Below are 21,876 nucleotides of genomic sequence, written 5' to 3'. Positions count from 1 at the left end.
AAATTACAGAAATGATGGTGGCTATGCAGATTCAGCTCGAAGATCAGATGATTACGCTCCATGTTCAATATGCCAAGCGCAAGAAAATGTCCGTTCAGATTGACGGATCAGATCTCATTACCGTTAAGGTGCCTACAGGAACAAGTGAAGAGAGTATCCGCAGTGCGGTGGAAGGCCTCGGCAAGAAGATTCTGGAGAAGCTGCGCAGTAATGCGGCGGCCCGGCAGGTGCCGAAGATCAAGGAGTATCAGGGGGAAGAAACATACCTGTATCTGGGGAAGGAGCACGCGCTGCAAGAGCTGATTGCGACCGGCGGTATGAATGCGGAGGAGCTGAAGCTTGCGCTGAAGAAGTTCTATATGGCCAGTCTGAAAAAAATCGTTGCAGAGCGCATTACCCGTTATCAGGCCCAGCTGAAGGTGAAGCCGAAGAGTATCGAGATTGTGGAATCGCGGACCAAATGGGGGAGCTGCAGCTTTGATAAAAAACTGACCTTTAACTACCGCCTTGCCATGGCGCCGCCGGAGGTGATCGACTATGTCATCATTCATGAGCTCTGTCATCTGCTGCATATGAATCATGACCGTTCCTTCTGGCGCCGCCTGGGAAGTGTAATGCCGGACTACAAAGAGAAGGAAGCTTATCTGGCCCGGCAGGGGCAATTCATGACACTCTGAATCCTATGTGATGACGGCTTAGCTTAAGCGATGGATGTTGCCGGAAGCTTGACGTTCGCAGGGTACTGCAGACTGCTCTGATTCCGCACGAACAAACCGCTAGGGCAGCTGCTGCCCGCCAGTTCAAGGTCATCGTCACTTGGCGTGAAGTGGAAGACTATAGTCTCCGTGACGCTGTCCGTAAGCTTCATTGCGATTTCGCGGACGGCGACGGGCTTCGTGCTGATCAGATCGTAAATCTCTAACCGGCCGCTCTCCTGCCGGCAGATGGCGATGACCTCCTCGTCCTCCAGGTAATATAGATTGCCGCTGAAGACGTTCAGGCAGTAGAACATCAGCAGTCCATCGGTGCCGCTGACGCCAAGGCGTTCGGATACTGGCTGCCGCTGCGCTGCGAAGGTGGTGACCAGGCTCAGATCACGACTTATGGACAGATCCAGCTTGCGGATTCCCGCAGATCCGGCTGAACCGGGAGGGCAGTTCATAGAGAAGAGCTGCTCCTCCACAGGCTGGAATCCGAACTTGGGATAGAAGTCCAATACCGTATCGTTGGAAAAAAGATACATGAATTCACACTGCTGTCCGTAATCCTCCAGCACTTTGTTCATCAGCCGGGCGGACAGGCCCAGTCCCCGGTAGTCAGGATGCGTCATCACCGTCCCAAGCTGCACGGCGCGGGACCTCACGCCATTAATAATCAGCTCAAGCAGGTTCACCGAGACATTAGCAATTACCCGATTACCCTCCGCGTAAGAATAAGGAATGTACCGTTCCCCCCAGAAGCCCTGCTCATACCAGCGCTCCAGCTCAAGTTCAAACGTATCAGCAGCCAGCGCAAAAAAGCTGTTTCTAAGCGGCTCCTGATCTTTATAATTGCAGACAAATTGAAGATTATCCATGGTAGCTGCTCCTTCAGTAATATTCAACCCCGCGAACCTTCGAATAAATCATAGTGTCTCTTAAGGCGCCTTGTACATCTAATTTGTCATTCCGCAGAATGCCTTCCAAAGTGAAGCCTGCACGTTCAGCCACCCGCGCACTCTGTGTATTGCGGGAATCACAGCGGATCTCCAGCCGGGCCGCCTGCAGCTCCTGTACGGCGAAATCGGCAATGGCCCTCACCGCTTCCGTGATATAACCTTGTCCGGCGCAGGAGGTGCGCACCCAATAACCGATTTCAAATTTCCGCACCTGCCAGTCGATCCGGTGCAGGCCGCTGCTGCCGACCAGCTGACCGGTCTTCTTATTCACGAGCAGCAGCCGGATATCCTTGCGTTCCAGAAATTGCAGCCGTGACTTCCGGATGGAGGCTTCGGATTCCTCCACAGACGGGATATGCTGTGCCCAGGGCATCCAAGGGCTTAATTCGGCTGTGCTCTCCTGAACGGCTTCATTTACAGCGGCTCCGTCTCCCCATAGAGCGGCACGGATCAGCAGGCGGCTGCTTTCAAAGCTCTCCGGCATGGAGAGGAGGATCGGGTCAATCGGATAAATAGGCATAAGTTCAGCTCCTAGAGAGAGTACCGGGCAATGAGTATATATGCTTAAATGCCTCACAATCCCAGTTTGTTGCGGTATTCCTGCGGTGTCATGCCGTAATGCTTCTTGAAGAGCTGGATGAAGTAGCTTGGCTTCTGGTAGCCGAGCAGGACAGAGATCTCATAGATTTTGTCCGGTGACTGAGCCAGCAGCAGAATGGCTTTCTCCATACGGACCCGGAGTATATATTCGCTGATTCCTTCTCCGGTCTCCAGCTTGTATATCTTGGAGAGGTAGGAGGGGTTCAAATATACGCTGGAGGATATGGTCTGCAGCGAAGCTGTGCCGGGATTATGCGCTATATAGTCCTGCACTTTACGGATAATGGAGGAGCGGGAATCCTTCTCCACACTGCTGACCGAGAGCCGGTAGCTGGAAATTACGCGTTCACTCCAGCTGCGCAGCTCGCTGACTGTCTGCATGGGCGGTCCGCCTGCTACCGTGTAGAAATCATCACCAATCGTATCGGCCAGCCACTTCTTCGTGCGGTGGATGAGCGAGGCAATGGAAGAGGCGATGGCAAAATAGGTCTCAAGGATATGCTCTTGCGAGTCCCTCCATTCCTCTTCAAGCTCATTAAGTATGGCATCCAGCTTCTCGCCGGCTGCCTCCCATTGCCCCATTTCCAGCAGTGTGCCGAGCGTTGGTGAGCGGTAGAGCTCACCGAGCTGCTGCATTTCACCGCGTTCCGGTTCCTGGGCCAGCGAAACGAACAGCTCGGTATCCCTGCCGATGAAGTGCCTGAAGCTGGCCAGAGAGGATTGGTACAAGGTTCCCAGCTCTTCAGGGAATTGCCCGCGTTTGCTCGTCAGAACCGATATACCGATCTTCAAATAGGATTTGGCTGCACGCTGAAGCTGGAAGGCCTGGGTTTCAATCCAGGCATCCAGATCCTCTTTTGCGGCTTTGGAGGACGCCGCCGGCCCGTCAAAGTAAGGTTTGGGTGACAGTACACATACGATATAACCATGTATATCTGTACAATTCCATAGCCACATCCGGTCGCTGAACAGCTCGGAGGCAATATTGGTCAGCGCGTATTCAATAAGCGTCTCACCGCCCGGATCGTACATGCCCTCTGTATCGTCAATCCGGAGCAGCATCATGCTGCAGTCTGCTCCCCGGGGAATCTGGACTTCGTACATTTCAAGCTTCCTGGCAAGCGGACCTGCGGAGGGAGGCTGCTTGCCGTTAATCAAATCCAGCAGCAGATATTCCCTAAGCTTGGGCAGCTGCTCCCGAAGTGCATAAACAGCTTTCTGAGTAGAGGTGATTTCCTGCCATTCCCGTTCGAGCTCGTCCAGTGCCCGGCGTACAGCCTCCATCAGTTCAGCATCCTCGACCGGCTTGAGCAGGTAGTCGCTGGATCGCAGCTTCAGTGCCTGCTTGGTATACTCGAAATCTGCATAACCGGTCAGAAGAATGCACTTGATGTGCTTCCAGTTCCGTTTGATCTCAGCAATCAGATCAAGCCCGGACATTCCCGGCATCCGGATATCCGTCACTACAATATCGATGGAATGCTCATAGAGCAGCTCCAGCGCTTCCCGCCCGGAGTATGCTTTATGGACAACGCCGATTCCGATCTCACTCCAGGGGAGCATGTCGGCCAGATCATCCGCAAGGGCAGTTTGATCGTCAATAATTAGCAGCTGGTGCATTTCATGTTCCCCCTCGATAAATTGGCTATGAAGCAGCGGTGTTATAGTCCGCCTGCTTGGGCCAGTACAACTGGGCTTCAATGCCGCCCTCCACGCGGCGGATGATGCGCAGTCCGGCTTCAGGCCCGAACTGCAGCTGCATCCGCTGGCGTGTATTCCACAGCGCGCAGCCTTTGTCTTCCATCGGCGGGATCACGATCTGCCGCTGCAGATCCGCAAGCTGCTCTTCCGTAAGCCCGATGCCGTCATCCTGCACGGTGATGATGTTGAAGCCCTCCGTTACGCAGGCGCTGACCCGGATGCTTCCGCAGCCTACCGGCTCAATGCCGTGCAGTACGGCATTCTCCACCAGCGGCTGGAGAATAAGGCGGGGCAGCTCCTGCTCGGCAAATGCCGCAGGAATATCGATCTCATATTTCAAATCCTGAACCTTGATTGCCTGGATGGCCAGGTAGCTGTTGACCAGCTCGATCTCCTCCCGCAGCCCTGCTGTCTGGCGGTCGGAGTAGGTGGTGTAGCGGTAGTATTTGCTGAGATGCATCGACAGCTGCATCACCGTATCCTTCTCTCCTAGCCGCGTCAGGCTACGGATAAGTGTGAAGCAATTATAGAGGAAATGCGGGTTAATCTGCGACTGCAGCTGCTTCAGCTTAGCGTCTCTCGAAGCAATCTGCTCCAGATAGACATTCTGAATCAGCTGTTCAATCTGCTTCGCCATATCGTTAAAGCTGACCAGCAGGAAGTGGAACTCATTGTTGGGGTGCAGGATATTCATCGTAGTATAATCCCCCCGTTTGACTCTGCGGACCCCGCGGATAAGCTCGCGGATGGGTACCTGCACGTTGTTGTACAGGAAATAGGCCGCAATTGTGCTGCCGATGAGCAGGAAGAAGATCGAAACATAGAACAGGTTGCGGTTCGCTGTGATCGGCCGGACGACATCCTGGATCGGTAAATAATCCACCAGATACAGCCCAAGCTCCGGCATCCACACAGAGCCGACAGCATATTCGCTTCCGGAAAGAGAGAAGCGGGTAAAAGGCGTTTTGACCAGAGCAGGCAGATCCATCCGGCGAATCAGCTCACCCTGCAGCGTTTCGTCGGCATCCATCGAACGGATAATATCTCCGGCAGAATTAATAAAGAACGGGTCGCCCTTGCCGCCTTGCTTGAACCGGTCAAGCGCCTTGGTTAGATCCGTGACGGGAAAGCTTATCTCCACGATTAGTGACGCCTTGTCCAGCGGTGAGGAATAGGGCTCTGTAATATAGCGGACGAAGCGCGGCTGTTTACGGAAGTAGGCGGGTACATCCTCTGTATACCGCCAGACCCGTGTGAAATTCCGGTTGATCAAATCCACATCGTACTGGATAGAGGCATTGGATGACACGAAGGTCCGGGTATCCGGTGTGATAATACTGAGTGTGGTATCCCAGGTGGAGGAAGCGATCATCAGCCTCAGCTTCTCATCAATCCGCAGCTTCTCATTAGTCTGCTCGTACAGGGTTGCGATTTCAATGAACTCGAGATTGCGGACATTGATATCTTCGCTGATGGTCAGTCCGCTCTTGGACAGCTGGGCTGCCGTATTATCGGTCTGGGTAGCGAAAAAGGAAAGATCCTTATACATGGATTTCTCCACCTCGTCCGACACTACGCGGAGACTCGTCTGGTTGGAGAACCAGTAGAGTACGAGAATAGGAATCAGCAGCAGAAGGATGAGTCCGACAATTTTTGTAAACGTATTCATGCGTATGTTCATAACCCTGCAGCTCCTCCGTTTCGCGGAATGCAAGAAACAAAAAATGAGGTATCGTTCCAAAATTATAGGCGCAGACGGGGAAAATGGGACATTGTTATACTACTATTGCAGGATGACGGCGCAGATGTCAATCCTTAAAAAAGTGGTGGAGAGGATTTTGGGGCATGGGAACAGTTGGGAAAGTAACCGGGATCGGCACACCGGTTAGGCGTAAGGGGATCAAAGGTTTTCTGAGACGGACATGGCCGCTGCATGTGATGCTGCTGCCGGCTGTAGTGCTGCAATTTATCTTCGGATACTTGCCGCTGGGCGGTCTGGTAATCGCATTCAAGGATTATAAACCTTACGATGGCATATGGGGCTCCAAGTGGGTCGGACTGGACCATTTCAAATTTATGTTCGAGTATCCGGACAGCAAACAGGTCATTCTGAACACCACGCTGATCGCCGGACTTAAGATCATCTTTAATATCGTGGTGCCATTCTGCTTTGCGCTGCTGCTTAATGAGGTGCGGAGAAATTCGGTTAAACGGACAGTGCAGACGCTGGTGTACCTGCCTTATTTTATCTCATGGGTATTCCTGGGCGGTATCCTGAACGATATGCTCTCAACCGATGGAATTATCAATATGCTGCTGCATAACTGGTTCGGTCTCGATCCGATCCTGTTCCTGGGTAGCGGCAACTGGTTCCGGTTCATTGTCGTTCTAACCGATGTATGGCAGCAGTTCGGCTTCGGAACAATCGTCTATCTGGCTGCACTCGCCGGCGTGAATCCGTCACTCTACGAAGCTGCAGAAGTGGACGGTGCGAACCGCTGGAGACAAACACTGAGCATTACAATTCCATCGCTTGCACCTATCGTTATCGTGGTCGGGACGCTGGCGATCGGGAATATTATGAACGCCGGGTTTGACCAGATTTTCAATCTGTACAATCCGCTGGTTTACGACAAGGGCGACATTATTGATACATTCGTGTACCGCACGGGTATTCTAAACGGCCAGTACAGCTTTGGGACAGCAGTCGGCATTTTCAAATCAATTGTAGGCTTCGTGCTGATTGTCATTGGTTACCGGGTGGCGTACAAGCTGGCAGATTATAAAATATTCTAGGGAGGTGCGGACTCATGTATTACAAAACAACGGGGTACAGGCTATTTACGGTTCTAAATTATTGCATTCTGCTGTTGGCCGGAATTCTCTGTATTCTGCCGATTATTCATATTCTTGCCATCAGCTTCAGCGCAAGCGCCCCTGCCAATTCACATCTGGTCGGCCTGTGGCCGGTTGATTTCAATATCGAATCATATACCAAGACGCTGAACAATCCGAACTTCTCGCGGGCGTTCGTCATTTCACTGGGGCGGACGGTGCTGGGGACGTTCATGACCATGAGTGTCATTATCCTCGCAGGCTACGCTCTGTCTAAGGATGCGTCCGTATTCAAAAGCCGCAATATCTACGCCTGGTATTTTGTCTTCACAATGCTTTTTACCGGAGGTATGATTCCATCATATATCGTTGTGCGCAACCTGCATCTGATGGACACCATCTGGGCGCTGGTGCTGCCGGGAGCCGTCCAGGTGTTCAATATGATTCTGCTGATGAACTTTTTCAAGGCAACACCGAAGGAGATGGAAGAGGCCGCACTGATTGATGGAGCAGGGCATTTCACCGTATTGTTCCGTGTATATCTGCCGCTTGCGATGCCATCCATCGCTACACTGTCACTGTTCTCCATTGTGGGCAACTGGAATGCCTGGTTCGACGGGCTGCTGTATATCAACAATTACCGCAACTATCCGCTGGCCACGTTCCTGCAGACCATCATTGTCCAGCAGGATTTCAGCAAGCTGAATCCGGATGTCAATGAGCTGAAGAATATCTCGCAGCGGACGGTGAAGGCCGCCCAGATTTTTATCGGAATTCTGCCGGTGCTGATTGTCTACCCGTTCCTGCAGCGCTTTTTTGTGAAGGGTATCGTATTGGGGGCCATTAAAGAGTAACAGGCAAGAGGATAATATATTGGCATCGGGACCAAATTTAGGGCATTTCCTTAAATCGAAACCGGTTTTATAGTGAGTGTGTGAGGGGACGGTAAGCGCTCTCAATCAATTATACATGTAGGGGGACAAGATCAATATGCAACTCAAACGAGTGTCCAGCGTATTGCTGGTTTCGGCTCTGGCGTTCAGTGTAACGGCCTGTTCGGGTAACGGGAATAATGCCCAGAATGAGCCGGCTGCGACCAAAGCGGCTGCAGAGAGCACCAATGCAGGCGGCAATGCCAGTGCAACGAATGCAGCGGGCAATGTGGATGAAACGGGCTGGGATGGAAGCAAATATGTAGAGCCGATTACGCTTACGACCGTTAAGGGGATCGGAACGAACTATTTCTTCAAGAATGGTGAGACCATGGAGAACAATGTAATGCAAAGTTACATGAAAGATAACCTGGGCATCGATGTTAAATATGACTGGATCGTAACCGATACCAATGATGCCTACAAAACGAAGCTGCGTCTGATGCTCTCCTCGGGTGAAAAAATGCCGGATGTGATCACCTACCGCGGTGACATGGAAACCGTCAACATGCTGATTGATTCCGGTCAATTCATGGATATCGGTGACCTGTTCGATAAGTATGCCGGAGACAATTACAAGAAGGGCGTTGAGCTTAATGCCTACACCTGGCTCCCGGTAACCCGTGACGGCCAGCGGATGGCCCTTCCGGTTCTGGATTATGCCTACAATGATGATATGCTCCTCTGGCTGCGTCAGGACTGGATGGATAAGCTGGGCCTGCAGCCGCCGAAGACGCTGGCAGATTTCGAAGCGATTATGGATGCCTTCGTGAACAAAGATCCTGACGGCAACGGCAAGAAGGATACCCTCGGAATCGCAACCGGCTTCAAGAATACGTTCCTCGGCTGGATGGGTGATATCAGCTGGCTGTTCGGGGACTATGGTACACTGCCGGGCCAATGGAACAAATCGGCTGATGGTACCCTGACCTACGGTTCGATCGATCCGGGTGCCAAACAGGCGCTCGCCACACTGAAGACCTGGATGGATAAGGGCTATATTTCGAAGGATTCCGGACTGAAGGATGAGAACGGGGCAGCCGAGCTGTTCACCAAGGGCCAGGCAGGAGCACTGGTAGGCCGTAACTGGATGCCGGACTGGCCGTTCGGCGATCTGCTGAACAACGTTCCAGGGGCGAAATACAAAGGTTATCCGCTTCCGGCTGGACCTGACGGTAAGATCGGCGCGCAGAGCGGCAACCCTTCCGTTAACGGCTGGATGCTGATTAACAAGGATGCCAAGAACCCAGAAGCCCTGCTCCGCTACTATAACTTCTTCTTCGACAACTGGGCTAACCCTGAAAAGGGCAGCGAGTTCGAGAACGGCTTCGCTGAAGGCTACGACTGGGCTAAGCTGCCTGATGGCACCATCACCAAGGACCCGCAGAAATATCCGGATCTCTTCCCGGACTATGCGGACCGTACACACCTGGTTGAACCGATCTACTACACGCTGACCTTTGAAGGCGCACGCCAGCCGTCGCTGTATGCGGACACTATGAGTAAGCTGGCTAACGGCGAAGCTCCTGTGACACCATATGAAATCCAATCGGCTGCGATCCGCAAGCCGGAGAATATTGAAGCGATGAAGATCGTCCTGGAACAGAAGGATATCCGCATGAAGAATTACTTCCAGGGACCGCTGACTGAAACGATGAAGCAGAAGAATGAGCTGCTGAACAAGCTGATCAATCAGACGTATTCCAAAATCATCTACGGCCAATCCCCAATCGATGAGTTTGACACGATGGTGGATAACTGGAAGAAATCAGGCGGTGATCAAATCACGAAGGAAGTTAATGACTGGTACAATTCCGCCAGCAGCAAATAAGCGGGAAGCAGTAAGAGGCACGGGCTAGTGAACAGGAACGCTGCAAGTTTGAATGTAGCGTTCCTTTTGCTATATAGGTTTTGATATATAATGAAGCAATTTATTATCCGGAAGGGACAGTGAAAATAATGAAAAGAAGCAGCTTCGTATTACAACGTAAATTCGCGTCCATTCTGCTTAGTGCGGTTCTGGTAGCCGGCCCGGCAGGAACGGGCTGGGCGGCATTGGCAGACGGCCCTGCGGCACCGGTATCTTCAGTTCAGACAGGCACTGGGTTCTTTGCAGATATCCAGGGGAACTGGGCCCGTGCACCAATTGAGAAATGGGCGGCTCTTGGACTGACCAACGGCAGCGGAGGCAAGTTCCGGCCGGGTGCAGAGATCAGCCGCGCAGAATTCTCCAAGCTGGTCAATGCATTGTTCGGCTTCAGCACCAAGTCGGTGTCGGCATTTAGCGATGTGAGTGCGGGCAAATGGTATGCGGATCAAGTGGCTATCGCAAGACAAGCCGGCTATATTGACGGATATCCTGATGGCAGGTTCCTGCCGGAAGCCGCAGTCACCCGGCAGGAAGCGGCGAAGATGGCTGAGGCATTATTCCCGTTGTTGAAAGCGGATACAAATGTATTGTCCGGATTCACCGACCGCAGCAGGGTTGCCGCATATGCCGAAGCACCGCTCGCCAGTCTTGTGGCTGGCGGTTATGTGAAGGGATTCGAGGATGGGACACTGCGTCCACAGCAGTCCATTACAAGGGCTGAGGCTATCGCGCTGCTGGACCGGCTGGCCGGAGAGATTGTCCATGCTCCGGGAGTATACGGAAATCTGCCGGCAACCGGAAACCTGCTGATTGCCAGCGGCGGAAGCACGGTCAAAGATACGAAGGCAGCAGGAGATATTCTCGTTACGGCCGGTGTGGGAGAAGGTGATGTCATCCTTGAGCATGTAGACGTTAAGGGCACGCTGTATGTGAACGGGGGCGGCGCACACTCGGTGCATATCAGCAATTCTCAAGTGGGCTCTGTTGTGGTGAATAAACCGGATGGGCCGGTACGGGTGGTTCTGGAAGGAAGCTCCACTATCGGGGAGCTGGATGTACAGAGCAGCGCTGCAGTTGATGTAGGTGAGAAGTCCACTGTCGGCAAGCTGAACGTCAGGGAAGAGGCCACGGGTACAGCTCTTAGTGTGAAGGGAAGTATTACCGAGCTCAGTACGGCTTCAACTGGAACCACTCTGAATGACAAGCCGGTAACAGAGGGAAGCGCTTATGCTGTCAGCAGCGGTCTTGTAAACAGACAAACAGCCAGTACTGCTACCCCCACGCTGCGTCCTGCAAGCACTCCGGCGAGCGTAACCGTAAACGATCCTCCAAGTACGCCGACGAGCACGCCGACGAGCACACCGACAAGTACACCAACGAGCACACCGACAAGTACGCCGACGAGCACGCCGACAAGTACACCAACGAGCACGCCAACAAGCACGCCAACAAGTACGCCAACAAGCACACCAACAAGCACGCCGACGAGCACGCCAACAAGCACGCCGACAAGTACGCCGGTTCAGGATTCGGCAGCGCCAGTGCTTGTGCCGGAAACTACGGACAATGTGCTGGGCAAGGATGTGAAGATTACATTCACGGACAGTCCGGCCTGGCGGGAAGCGATTACCGAAGTATTGCTGGATGGCAGCAAGCTTGAGCAGAATGTGGATTATATCATTTCTGCCGGAGTCATCACGATCAAGTCAGCTGTATTCACCGGGGTTGGCGAAGCAGCAGTTACAATCAAAGCCGCCGGCTATACGGACGCCGAGCTGCAGCAGACCATTGGAGAGTGGAAGCTGATCTGGGGCGATGAGTTCGACGGAAGCGGCAGCAACGTGGACACGAACGGAGTTAACCTGGATAAATGGGCTTATCAGAACGGCACCGGCTCGGATTTCGGGCTGGACGGCTGGGGCAATAATGAACAGCAGTACTATTCGAAGGATAATCTGAAGGTTCAGGACGGTAAGCTTACAATTACGGCCCGGAAACAGACCTTAGCCGGGAAACCGTATACTTCAGGCCGGCTCTGGACTTCACCAACCTATACCCAGCAGTACGGCAAATTTGAGGCACGCATTAAGATGCCGGAAGGCCAGGGAATATGGCCGGCGTTCTGGATGATGCCCAAAGACAGCGCTTATGGAACCTGGGCATCCTCCGGTGAGCTGGATATTATGGAAGCGCGCGGACGGCTGCCGCAGGAAGTGGCCGGAACGATTCATTTCGGCAAGCAATGGCCGAACAATAAATCTGCGGGCGGCGATTACGACTTCCCGGCAGGAGAGTCGATCACCCAGTTCCATACGTATGGGGTCGAATGGGAGCCCGGTGAAATCCGCTGGTACGTAGACGGCAAAGTGTTTAAGACAGTTAATGAATGGAGCAGTGAAGGTATCGGCCAGCCCGATAAGTACGCATTCCCTGCACCGTTCAACAAGCCATTTTATCTGATATTGAATTTGGCGATCGGCGGTACTTTTGACGGCAATCTGCTTCCGCCGGATGCGAAGCTGCCAGCTGCCATGGAAGTGGACTATGTACGTGCTTACGAGCTGTCCGGCAAGCCGCTTCGTGAGCCGGTTGAGCCGGTGGTGGAAATAGAGCCTGTTCCTGCGGAAGCGCGGCAGCCGGTAGACGGCAGCTATATCGCAGACCCGAATTTTGAGCAGGGCTTAACAGACATTGCCAGCAGCAGCCAGAAGCTTGCCGCAGACAAGTGGAATTTCCTGCATACCCCGGACTATAGCGGTGCGGGAAGCGCAACGGTTGAAGCGATAGACGGCCGCAATTATGCCAGAATCGTACCCACAAACGGAGGGAATCAGTCATACGCACTGCAGATGATTCAATACGCTCCACTTGTGAGAGGACATAATTATAAGCTGAGCTTTGATGCCAAAGCCTCGGCAGACCGTTCGATCTCCATTAAAATGGGCGGCGACGCCGACAACGGCTGGTCTGCTTACTCGGATAATTTCGAGGCTGCACTCAAAACCGGATTGAAGCACTATGAATACAGCTTCCCGATGGCTGCTGTGACAGACATAGCGGCCCGGCTGGAATTCAATCTGGGCCTCAATACGAATACAGTCTGGATCGGTAATGTGCGTCTGGAAGAAGTCGAGCAGGTCAACGATCCGGACGGAGCGAAAGCGCCGCTGGAAGACGGCAATCATATCTATAACGGCGGTTTCGATCTGGGCACCATGGACCGGATGAAGTATTGGAATTTCACTGCGGTGGGTGCAGCCGCTACGGCCAGTGTTGACCCTGAGGTGGAGAAGCTGGCGGTCCATATCCAGGATGGCGGAAGCACGCCGGGGAATATCCAATTGGTGCAAAAAGGAATAAACCTGCTGCAGAGTGATACGTATCAATTGAGCTTTAACGCCAGAGCGGAAGCTGACAGGACTGTTGGCGTTAAGCTTGTGAGCAAGGACGGAACTGCCGTCTACGCTCAGGATAACCAGATTGCGGTAGGTAGAACTGACAATGAGAGTACAGTGACATTCACGATGCCTGCACAGATTAGCGATACAGAAGGGCAGCTGATCCTTGAGCTTGGAGGCAGTAGCGCGTCTGTAACGCTGGATAACATCCGGCTGATCCGCACGACGAATAACAATGTGGACTACAGCACTGTAAGCCTGTATCCGCTGAAGAACGGGGATTTCTCCTCCGGCCTGTCCGGCTGGGAGCCGTTCACACAAGGTGCTTCCGCCGCCTTCTCGGCAGCAGGTGGAGCAGCCAAGGTTGCAGTATCCAGTGTCGGAACTGAGGCATGGAATGTCATGCTGAATCAATCCAACCTGCTGCTCAGCAAGGGCTTCACTTATATCCTGTCGTTTGAAGCGAAATCTTCGGTAGCCCGTGATTCTCAGGCAACGCTGGAGAATGCAGCCTATACCCGACGTTTTGATTCAGGGGCCATTACGCTCGGCACGGACTGGAAGCAGTTCGAGTATACGTTCAAGCCGGCAGCCGATGATAATGTGGCGCTCAAATTCCTGCTCGGCAAGACGCCGCAGGCTCCAGCCGGCGCACATGAGGTCTCCTTCCGGAATGTTGTTCTGGAAGTGAAGGATGCACCGCTGAAACGGCCGCAGACTCTGGCTGCGGATACTACCGATCTGCGTGTCGGCCAGCCGATCGAACTGGCCTATACCGATAATGCCGCATGGCGCACAGCAATAAGTGCGGTACTGATTGACGGGCAGCTGCTGGATCATCAGAAATACACCCTGCAGCCGGGATTGATTGTGCTTGGTCCGGAGGCATTTACTTCGGCCGGCTCTCATTCGGTTATTGTAAAAGCAACTGGATATGCGGATGCGGCAGTAAGCCAGTCTCTGATAGAAAGTGACGGCAATCTGCTGGCCAACGGCAGCTTCTCCAAAGGAACGGAGAGCTGGGAGCATTGGGTAGGCACGAAGGGGGATTCCACCTTCGAGGTGACAGACGGGGTTGCCGATCTCGATATTCATTATAATGGAGGAATTACACTGGAATGGGGTCCTCCGGGAGTGCCTGTAAGCTGGTATACGCAGCTTACCCAGACCGGGATTAAACTGGAGGGCGGCAAGACTTATGAGCTGGCCTTCCGCGGATGGTCAACGGTGGACCGTCCGGTTCAGATCGAGCTGACCGGCTATAACGGTGATGCCAAAGTCAATTTCGACATCACAAATGATCCTACTGCGGTTCATACGGCTATGCTGAAGCCGGCGGCAGCAGTTTCGCTGTCGCTGAAGTACCTGCTGGGTAATGTGATTACCGCTACTTCAGCCACACCGGATGAAGAGCATCATGTCTATCTGGATGAAATCATACTGAAGGAAGTACGCAGCGGTCCGCAGCTGAATGCGGATCATACGGACAATAAGCTCGGCAGCAATATTGAGCTGACCTTCGCAGGCCAGGAGGACTGGCAGAGCGCCATTCATGCCGTCAAGATTAACGGAGTGACGGTCCCAATGGATAAAGTGACCCTTGCCACTGGTCTGATTACGCTGGATGCCTCACTATTCCCGGCGATCAGCAGCTATACGGTCTCCGTACTGGCAGAAGGATACGGTGCAAACGAAGTTGTACAGGAGATTACCACAGCATCACCGAACGTGGCTGCCGGTAAGGCGGGAACAGCCTCCACAGAACCGCAGCCCGCAGCTAATGCCTTTGACGGTAAGGGGACGGGAGCAACGCGCTGGGAGTCTGCAGCAGCAGTGGACCCCCAGTGGATTGCCGTTGATCTCGGGGCGCTCTACACTATAGACACCATTGTGCTGAACTGGGAAGCTGCTTATGGCAGGGCTTACAAGATTCAGGTGGCAACCGCGGCGGTTCCTGCAGAAAGTGACTGGAGTGATGCTTACACTGAAGGCGCCGGTAACGGAGGAATAGATACGATTGTACTGGGTAATATCGCAGCCCGTCATGTCCGCATGCTGGGCTCAGTGAGAGCAACGGCTTACGGGTACTCGCTCTGGGAATTTGAAGTGCACGGCGTGAGGGCAGATGGAGGCGGGGATAGCGGGGGAACCGGTCCTGAAGACCCGGCGCAGCTGACCCCTCCGGCTGTAACACCGGATACCAGCGGCAATACCGCAGGCAGCAGCTTCACACTGACCTTCGCATCCGACATTGCCTGGGCAGGTGCAATTTCTGTTATCACATTGGGTACTAAGGAACTGGTGCCCGGAACAGATTTTTCCGTTGCGGACGGTGTCATTACGTTGAATTCATCCAGTATTAATGAGGCGGGCAGTTATCCGGTACGGATTCAGGCGGAAGGCTACACAGACGTCCAGATCACTCAGACTGTGCTCGCGGCTGATGTGGAGGTCAATCTGGCGCTGCACCGGACAGTTACAGCGTCCAGCTCCAATACTAATTTCGATCCGAATGTGATTACCGACGGCAATCCGGAGAACCGCTGGGAAGCCGATTGGGGCCAAAGAAATGAGGCAGAGTGGGTCTATGTGGATCTGAACAGTGTCCATGACATTCAGCGTCTTGTGATCAAGTGGGAGCGGGCATTCGCGAGACATGTTCTGGTTCAGACAGCAGACACGCTTACCGATGATCCGGGGGACTGGACAACAGTGGAAACGTTGGATCGTGACCCGGGGGATACAAGCTGGACAGAGACGGTGGATTTAAGCGGCAAAGGAATTCAGGGACGTTATATCCGCTTGTATATGACCGAAAGGGATTTTGATATTTACGGACCGTCTATCTTTGAATTCTCTATTTTCTAAAAGATAAGGGATTTTTACAGCGGAAGGTTCAGGGGGATCCCCCTGAACCTTCCGCTTTTTGCATGTGGGATACTTCCCCTTGTGAATTATAGGGCTTTATTCTCTGCCTAATATCATACATATAGTGATAAGTCAATACGCTAAAGGCTACCTAAAAGTACTCTCTGGTACTATTCACAATCAATGGAAAGAACGTTATCTTATATAGTAAGAAGTGTTCATTATTAAGAACGAATATCGAATTCTTAGACAGCTGGAGGTCATACAATGAGCGCAATCGCCGGGATCTATTCTATGCAGCATGGGCCGCTGGACCCGGAGCTGGGTCCGCGCCTTATGCAGCAGCTGCAGCGTTATCCGGCTGATGATGCTAGGGCCTGGAAGGCGGAGGGACTCTTCCTCGGCTGCCGCTCGCAGTGGATCACCCCACAGTCAAGGAATGAGATTCTCCCCTATTATGATCCGGAACGCGGGCTGGCGATTGTGGCCGATGCAATCATTGATAACCGCAGCGAACTGTTCGGACAACTTCAGGTTGTCCGGGAAGATCGTGATTCCATTCCAGACAGTCTGCTAATTCTCTTGGCCTATGAGAAATGGGGGGGGGAGGCTCCGGTTCATCTGGTCGGTGACTTTGCATTCATGATCTGGGACGCGCGCAAGCGGACGCTGTTTGGGGCGAGGGATTTCTCGGGTAACCGGACGCTTTACTTTCGCCGTTCCGGCAGAGAGTTCTCCTTCTGTACCGTAATTCATCCCTTGCTGGCCTTGCCTGATGGTCAGCAGGGTCTGAACGAAGGCTGGATTTCAGAGTATCTGGCGAGCCAGGCCCGGAACGATGTGGCAGATATGTTCTCCACGGTTTATCAAGGGGTGGAACAGCTGCCGCCTTCCCACTCGGTTACAGTCAGCGCGAAGGGGGTTTCCTTCTCCCAGTATTACACCTTCCGGACTCCGCCTCCATTAAGGCTTCGCGGCAACGGCGAATACGAGGAAGCGTTCCGTGAGGTATTCGGGCAGGCAGTCAGAGACCGGCTGCGGACCCATCTCGCCGTAGGCGCCAATCTGAGCGGCGGACTGGATTCCGGCTCAGTGGTCAGCTTTGCTGCAGAGGAGCTCCGCCGCCGCGGCAAGCCATTATTTACATTCAGCTCTTATCCGCTGGACAATTTTACAGGTTTTAAACTGGGCCAGCGGGTCACCGATGAGCGTCCATATATTCAAGAGACCATCGACCATGTGGGGAACATCCAGCCCAGCTTCTTGAACTTTCCTGACCGGAGCCCTTATGGTGAAATTGACGAATGGCTGGATATTATGGAGATGCCCTACAAATTCATAGAGAATTCCTATTGGCTCAAAGGCATATATGAACAAGCACAAATGAAGGGCGCCGGTGTTCTGCTCAGCGGACAACGGGGCAACTGGAGTATCTCCTGGGGGCCTGCACTGGATTACCAGGCGAAGCTGCTACGCGAATTTCACTGGATTTCCTTCTACCGCGAGAACAAGCTTTATAGTCGTTCGATGGGGGCAAGCCGCAAGAAAATGCTGAAGATTGTCGGCCGCAAGGTGTTCCCCGGCCTTGGCCAGCTGATCTCCGGGAAGCAGGAGGCCCCTCTAGAGCTGATTCATCCTGAATTCGCACGGCGGACAGGGGTGCAAGAGAAGCTGAGAGAGCTTGAAGGAGATGCTTCCTCCCAGACGGTATACGATATCCGCAGACAGCATTTCCAGCAGCCGCATATCTGGAATGTGAATGGAACGGCAGCTACCAAGCTGTCGCTGAAGTACAGGGTATGGGATCGTGACCCTACGAATGATCTGCGTGTCATCAACTTCTGTCTGTCTGTCCCTGAAGGGCAGTACGTCCAGAACGGAGTGGACCGGTCGTTAATCCGCCGGGCCATGGAAGGACGGCTGCCGGACAAGGTCAGACTAAACCAGACGCGGCGCGGTATACAGGGAGCAGATGGGATTACACGTATGCTGCCCCAATGGCAGATGTTCCTGCAGGAGCTAAGGGAGATGCTTCAGGACCCCCGGACTTCCTCTTACTTGAATCATGCCGGGCTCGCCGGGTGTTTAGACCGGCTGGGTAGTGAGCCCGCACCATTATTAATATTCAACACGGATTTCCGCCTTCTTACGAGAGGACTGGTGTTCTACCGCTTTCTGAAGCGTGTGACCTGATGGATGTTTCTTGAAAGGGGGTGACAAATATGAAAAAGGAATACAGCAAGCCTGCATTGGAAGTTCTGGATGTTAAAATGACTATGGCTGGACCTGGGATCGCTATTGCCGACTCCTTCCAATCGGATCCGGAAGAAATCGTTAGTCACTCCTAGTTTTGCTTGGCAACATCCCAGCCCTCATCCCTCTTAGCTTGCTGGAGGGGGATAAGGGCTATCCTCACATCACCGGCAAGGCCGCCGGGTGAAATTGATAAAGGTGGAGTGAACCGTATGGCGAGCACAGTGCAATGCCTGGGGTATAAGGCTTTTGGTCTGCAAATTCTCAGTGAATTCCCCTTGCCGGAACTTCCCCGTACGGAGCAGCCCGGAAGGTTGGGCAGCGTATCTGTTGTGGAGGCTGATTTGTCCGAGCGCTGGGAGGCGATACCGAAGATTTCACCGAATCTGGGTATGGCAGAGCAAGAAGTGATGTTCATGGTTAAAGGCACAGCCGTATTTTCTATACAGAATGGCAGCACCATTACCGTATCTCCCGCAGTCCATGCCGATCCGGATAGCATCCGCCTGTTCATTCTGGGCAGCTGCATGGGTGTTCTTCTGATGCAAAAAGGCGTATTGGCTCTTCACGGAAGCTCACTTGTTCTTGAGAATAAGGCATACGCGCTGGTCGGGCGTTCGGGAGCGGGTAAGTCTACGCTTGCCTCCTATTTAATGGATCAGGGACATCTCCTGGTCAGTGACGACGTTATTCCCGTGTTGGTGCATAATGGAACTCCATTAGCTGTTCCAGGTTATCCGCAGCAGAAGCTGTGGCAGCAGAGCTTGGACTATTTGGGAATGAATTCGTCTGCGTACCGCCCGCTGTTTAAGCGGGAGACCAAGTTTGCCATCCCCGTTCATGACCGGTTCCAGGCTGAACCGCTGCCGCTTGCAGGAATATTTGAACTGTCTGTACAGGACGGGCCGGTGTCAGTAGAGGCTATCAGCGGCTTGGAGCGGCTTCATACCTTATATAATCATACCTATCAAAAAGCGCTGGTGGACCCCATGGGGGTCAGGGAATGGCATTTCGGTATGCTGGCCTCATTCGTTAACCGGCTGCCGATGTACCGGCTGACCCGTCCGGAGCAGGGCTTCAGTGCACCGCAGCAGACGGAGCTGATCTTTGAGACGATTACCCAAAAGGTGAAGGAGATGAAAATATGAATATGGATACAGCAGCAGTCCTGTCCCTTGATTCGGTTCTGGTTCAGCGGGAAGGCAATATCGCCAGTGACATGGATGGCGAGAAGGTGATGCTGAATGTGAAGAACGGTAAGTATTACAACCTTGGCGAGGTCGGGGGCGAGATCTGGGAAGCCCTGGCTTCACCGGTGTCCATCCGCCGGATTGCCGAGATCATGCAGGAGATCTTTGAGGTTCCGGCGGAGCTGGCACAGCAGGACGTATTTGATTTTGTGCAGAATCTGCTGAATGAGGATCTCGTCGCCATCGTCAACGGGCCATGATTACCCTCCGGCGCATCGGTTTACTGCTGAAGTATGACAAAGCCGCGCTGGCGCTGATTCCTGAGGCGTTATGGCGGCTTTTCCTGGTTAGAATCCAGCTGCTGTTTCCTTTTGCCAAGACGGCTCCGCAGCTCGGGGTGAAATCCCTGGAGACTCCGGCGGTATCCAAAGACACGGATATTCCCCGCATTCAGCAGATCACGAAGGCCATTCGGGTGATCAGCCGCTATACGCCCTGGAAAAGCACTTGTATGGTCAGAGCCGTAGCCGGTCTGAAGATGCTGGAGAAGCGGGGGATTGAGAGCACCCTCTACATGGGGGTGGCGCGGGATAAGCAGGGGCAGATGATCGCCCATGCCTGGCTGCGAAGCGGGGCGTGTTATGTCTCCGGTGATGATGCCATGCAGGGATTCGTGGTTGTGGAGAAATTCGCCAAAGTGTTACAAGCTGAGTGATCGAGGTGGGTCCATGCAAGCGATAATCTATTATTTCCGGCAGCTTCAGCGCTTGTCGGGAGCTAAACTATATCTCAATTTGTCCGGTATGGTGATCAGTGGTCTGCTGGAGAGCTCTGCCATATTGCTGCTTGTACCTATGCTGGGTATGGCTGGTATTCAGTTAGGCGGCACAGCCGCCGCCGGTCTTCATCTTCCGATGCTTGGCTTCATCTCCGAACTGCCGCAGACCACGGCGCTCCTGCTGGTGCTTGGCGGTTATGTGCTCATTGTGCTCTGCCAGAATCTGATCTCACGGTCCGTGGCCATCCGCAATGTGGAGATTCAGCAGACCTACGGCAGACAGCTGCGTTATGAGGTATACAGCGCGTTGCTGCGGGCCGAATGGTCTTTTTTTCTGAAAAAGCGCACCTCCGATTTGATCAACGTGATGACCACGGAACTGGCCAGAGTGCTTGCCGGCATCAGCTGCTTCCTGCAGTTTCTTACCTCGCTGCTGTTCACGCTGGTGCAGATCGGCTTCGCCTTCTGGCTGTCCCCCAAGATGACGCTCTCCGTACTTGTCTGCGCTGTCCTGTTGTCCCTGTTCTCCCGCCGCTTCATCCGTAAGGCTAAGAAGCTGGGCAGCCGCAGCACGGAGCTCGGCAAGACCTATTTGGGCGGAATAACGGATCAGCTGAACGGAATCAAGGATATCAAAAGCAATAATCTGGAGCATTCCCGGCTGGAGTGGCTGCATGCCTTCACCGGAGAGGTGAAGCAGGAGCAGCTGGACTATACCCGCCTGCGTTCGAACTCGCAGCTGCTGTACAAGTTGTCCTCTACACTGCTGATTGCCGTGTTTATCTTCGTCTCCTTCCGGTTTATGCAAGCAGAGGGTCCTAATCTGCTGCTGGTTATTCTGGTATTTACCCGGCTGTGGCCGACATTCTCTACCCTGCAGTCGCTGATGGAGCAGCTCGCCTCCGTACTGCCCTCCTTCAAGCAGCTGCAGTTGCTGCAGGACGAATGTCTTGCCGCTGTGGAGCATGACCGTGTAGAAGGCAAGGAAGCTGTAGCCCCTATGATCTTGAAGCATAGTCTTGAAGCCAGAAATGTTGACTTCCGCTATCATCCGCATGAACCGGAATATTCGCTTCAGAACGTAAATGTCTCGATTCCGGCCCGGAAGATGACCGCCATAGTCGGACGTTCGGGCGCCGGGAAGAGCACGCTCGTTGATCTGCTCATGGGACTGATGCAGCCGGAGACCGGCGAGATCCTGGCTGACGGTGCACCTATTACAGGTGATCGGCTGCTGTCCTACCGGAGATCCATCGGGTATGTTGCGCAGGACCCTTTTCTGTACAATGCGACCATCCGTGACAATCTGACGATGATCAAGCCGGATGCGGAGGAAGCGGAATTGTGGGAGGCGCTGGAGTTTGCGTCATCGGCTGACTTTGTGCGCAAGCTGCCGGACGGACTGGATACGCTGCTCGGCGACCGCGGCGTACGCCTGTCCGGCGGGGAACGACAGCGTCTGGTACTGGCGCGCGCGATTATCCGCAAGCCGTCCATCCTTGTGCTTGATGAAGCGACAAGTGCGCTCGATACCGAGAATGAGAAGCGGATTCAGGAGGCGCTGGAGCGGCTGAAGGCATCGGTGACGGTCATCGTCATTGCCCACCGCCTGTCCACCATCCGGGGAGCCGATCAGATTCTGGTCATCGACCAGGGACGGGTGATCCAGCAAGGGATATACAGCGGCCTGGCTTCAGAGAAGGGCGGCATGTTCAGCCGTCTGCTTAGCGGGCAGGAAGAAGCAATATAGGGGAGGGGCTAATTAGCCCCTCCCCTATATTGTCTTTAGCCTAC

The 21,876-nt window shown here is 53.6% G+C and carries 15 protein-coding genes; 11 read left to right on the top strand and 4 right to left on the bottom strand.

Going from position 1 to position 21,876, the window contains the following annotated elements:
* Window positions 1–23: 23 nt before the first annotated feature.
* The gene (locus GC101_RS14970) at window positions 24–677 is read left to right on the top strand and encodes a M48 family metallopeptidase (RefSeq protein WP_171717894.1); all 654 of its coding nucleotides are present in this window, start codon (window positions 24–26) and stop codon (window positions 675–677) included.
* A 23-nt stretch (window positions 678–700) separates the two neighbouring features.
* Here the strand turns inward: GC101_RS14970 and GC101_RS14965 are convergent, their stop codons facing one another.
* Genes GC101_RS14965 through GC101_RS14950 form a run of 4 tightly spaced genes read right to left on the bottom strand, consistent with a single transcriptional unit; the run spans window position 701 to window position 5,639 of the window.
* Window positions 701–1,576, bottom strand: coding sequence for a GNAT family N-acetyltransferase (locus tag GC101_RS14965; RefSeq protein ID WP_171717885.1), 876 nt, complete (start codon window positions 1,574–1,576; stop codon window positions 701–703).
* 13 nt (window positions 1,577–1,589) lie between these two features.
* Window positions 1,590–2,177, bottom strand: a complete 588-nt coding sequence (locus tag GC101_RS14960; protein ID WP_171717884.1) for a GNAT family N-acetyltransferase — start codon at window positions 2,175–2,177, stop codon at window positions 1,590–1,592.
* Window positions 2,178–2,230: 53 nt separating this feature from the next.
* Window positions 2,231–3,877, bottom strand: a complete 1,647-nt coding sequence (locus tag GC101_RS14955) for a response regulator transcription factor (protein WP_171717883.1) — start codon at window positions 3,875–3,877, stop codon at window positions 2,231–2,233.
* Between the two features lie 25 nt (window positions 3,878–3,902).
* A complete protein-coding gene (locus tag GC101_RS14950) occupies window positions 3,903–5,639 on the bottom strand; it encodes a sensor histidine kinase (protein WP_171717882.1) in 1,737 nt (578 codons plus the stop codon).
* Window positions 5,640–5,896: 257 nt separating this feature from the next.
* Here GC101_RS14950 and GC101_RS14945 point away from each other — a divergent pair, with 257 nt between their 5' ends.
* The 10 genes from GC101_RS14945 (at window position 5,897) to GC101_RS14900 (ending at window position 21,832) form a co-directional block, all read left to right on the top strand.
* Entirely contained in the window at window positions 5,897–6,754 is an 858-nt protein-coding gene (locus GC101_RS14945) for an ABC transporter permease (RefSeq protein WP_246354344.1), read from the top strand.
* Between the two features lie 14 nt (window positions 6,755–6,768).
* Window positions 6,769–7,647: a carbohydrate ABC transporter permease gene (locus GC101_RS14940; protein ID WP_042210613.1), complete on the top strand. Its 879-nt coding sequence runs from the start codon at window positions 6,769–6,771 to the stop codon at window positions 7,645–7,647.
* A gap of 136 nt (window positions 7,648–7,783) precedes the next feature.
* Entirely contained in the window at window positions 7,784–9,556 is a 1,773-nt protein-coding gene (locus GC101_RS14935) for an extracellular solute-binding protein (RefSeq protein ID WP_216626619.1), read from the top strand.
* 128 nt (window positions 9,557–9,684) lie between these two features.
* Window positions 9,685–15,861: a hemoblobin-interacting domain-containing protein gene (locus GC101_RS14930; protein WP_171717880.1), complete on the top strand. Its 6,177-nt coding sequence runs from the start codon at window positions 9,685–9,687 to the stop codon at window positions 15,859–15,861.
* A gap of 267 nt (window positions 15,862–16,128) precedes the next feature.
* On the top strand, window positions 16,129–18,054 hold the full coding sequence (locus tag GC101_RS14925; protein ID WP_171717879.1) for an asparagine synthase-related protein: 1,926 nt from the start codon (window positions 16,129–16,131) through the stop codon (window positions 18,052–18,054).
* 29 nt (window positions 18,055–18,083) lie between these two features.
* Window positions 18,084–18,209 carry a paeninodin family lasso peptide gene (locus GC101_RS14920; RefSeq protein ID WP_039306512.1) on the top strand — a complete coding sequence of 42 codons (126 nt, stop codon included), beginning with the start codon at window positions 18,084–18,086 and terminating at the stop codon, window positions 18,207–18,209.
* 117 nt (window positions 18,210–18,326) lie between these two features.
* Window positions 18,327–19,262, top strand: a complete 936-nt coding sequence (locus tag GC101_RS14915; protein ID WP_042140742.1) for a phosphoenolpyruvate carboxykinase (ATP) — start codon at window positions 18,327–18,329, stop codon at window positions 19,260–19,262.
* A 2-nt stretch (window positions 19,263–19,264) separates the two neighbouring features.
* Window positions 19,265–19,564 (top strand): lasso peptide biosynthesis PqqD family chaperone, encoded by a 300-nt coding sequence (locus GC101_RS14910; protein ID WP_042140743.1) that lies wholly within the window; start codon window positions 19,265–19,267, stop codon window positions 19,562–19,564.
* Window positions 19,561–20,019 (top strand): lasso peptide biosynthesis B2 protein, encoded by a 459-nt coding sequence (locus tag GC101_RS14905; protein WP_171717878.1) that lies wholly within the window; start codon window positions 19,561–19,563, stop codon window positions 20,017–20,019. The genes GC101_RS14910 and GC101_RS14905 overlap by 4 nt, the downstream gene beginning before the upstream one ends.
* 13 nt (window positions 20,020–20,032) lie before the next feature.
* Window positions 20,033–21,832 (top strand): ABC transporter ATP-binding protein, encoded by a 1,800-nt coding sequence (locus tag GC101_RS14900; protein ID WP_171717877.1) that lies wholly within the window; start codon window positions 20,033–20,035, stop codon window positions 21,830–21,832.
* The last annotated feature ends 44 nt before the right edge of the window (window positions 21,833–21,876 follow it).

This window comes from Paenibacillus phytohabitans (assembly GCF_013141775.1).
GTDB lineage: Bacteria > Bacillota > Bacilli > Paenibacillales > Paenibacillaceae > Paenibacillus_AQ > Paenibacillus_AQ phytohabitans.
Note: the sequence above shows the minus strand (reverse complement) of the source record. Positions and strands in the feature narration are given on the sequence as shown.

What these genes read in the sequence shown, in the direction of transcription:
- GC101_RS14970 (WP_171717894.1), top strand. Translation starts at nt 24, where the DNA reads ATGCAGATTCAGCTCGAAGATCAGATGATTACGCTCCATGTTCAATAT.
- GC101_RS14965 (WP_171717885.1), bottom strand. Translation starts at nt 1,576, where the DNA reads ATGGATAATCTTCAATTTGTCTGCAATTATAAAGATCAGGAGCCGCTT.
- GC101_RS14960 (WP_171717884.1), bottom strand. Translation starts at nt 2,177, where the DNA reads ATGCCTATTTATCCGATTGACCCGATCCTCCTCTCCATGCCGGAGAGC.
- GC101_RS14955 (WP_171717883.1), bottom strand. Translation starts at nt 3,877, where the DNA reads ATGCACCAGCTGCTAATTATTGACGATCAAACTGCCCTTGCGGATGAT.
- GC101_RS14950 (WP_171717882.1), bottom strand. Translation starts at nt 5,639, where the DNA reads ATGAACATACGCATGAATACGTTTACAAAAATTGTCGGACTCATCCTT.
- GC101_RS14945 (WP_246354344.1), top strand. Translation starts at nt 5,897, where the DNA reads ATGCTGCTGCCGGCTGTAGTGCTGCAATTTATCTTCGGATACTTGCCG.
- GC101_RS14940 (WP_042210613.1), top strand. Translation starts at nt 6,769, where the DNA reads ATGTATTACAAAACAACGGGGTACAGGCTATTTACGGTTCTAAATTAT.
- GC101_RS14935 (WP_216626619.1), top strand. Translation starts at nt 7,784, where the DNA reads ATGCAACTCAAACGAGTGTCCAGCGTATTGCTGGTTTCGGCTCTGGCG.
- GC101_RS14930 (WP_171717880.1), top strand. Translation starts at nt 9,685, where the DNA reads ATGAAAAGAAGCAGCTTCGTATTACAACGTAAATTCGCGTCCATTCTG.
- GC101_RS14925 (WP_171717879.1), top strand. Translation starts at nt 16,129, where the DNA reads ATGAGCGCAATCGCCGGGATCTATTCTATGCAGCATGGGCCGCTGGAC.
- GC101_RS14920 (WP_039306512.1), top strand. Translation starts at nt 18,084, where the DNA reads ATGAAAAAGGAATACAGCAAGCCTGCATTGGAAGTTCTGGATGTTAAA.
- GC101_RS14915 (WP_042140742.1), top strand. Translation starts at nt 18,327, where the DNA reads ATGGCGAGCACAGTGCAATGCCTGGGGTATAAGGCTTTTGGTCTGCAA.
- GC101_RS14910 (WP_042140743.1), top strand. Translation starts at nt 19,265, where the DNA reads ATGGATACAGCAGCAGTCCTGTCCCTTGATTCGGTTCTGGTTCAGCGG.
- GC101_RS14905 (WP_171717878.1), top strand. Translation starts at nt 19,561, where the DNA reads ATGATTACCCTCCGGCGCATCGGTTTACTGCTGAAGTATGACAAAGCC.
- GC101_RS14900 (WP_171717877.1), top strand. Translation starts at nt 20,033, where the DNA reads ATGCAAGCGATAATCTATTATTTCCGGCAGCTTCAGCGCTTGTCGGGA.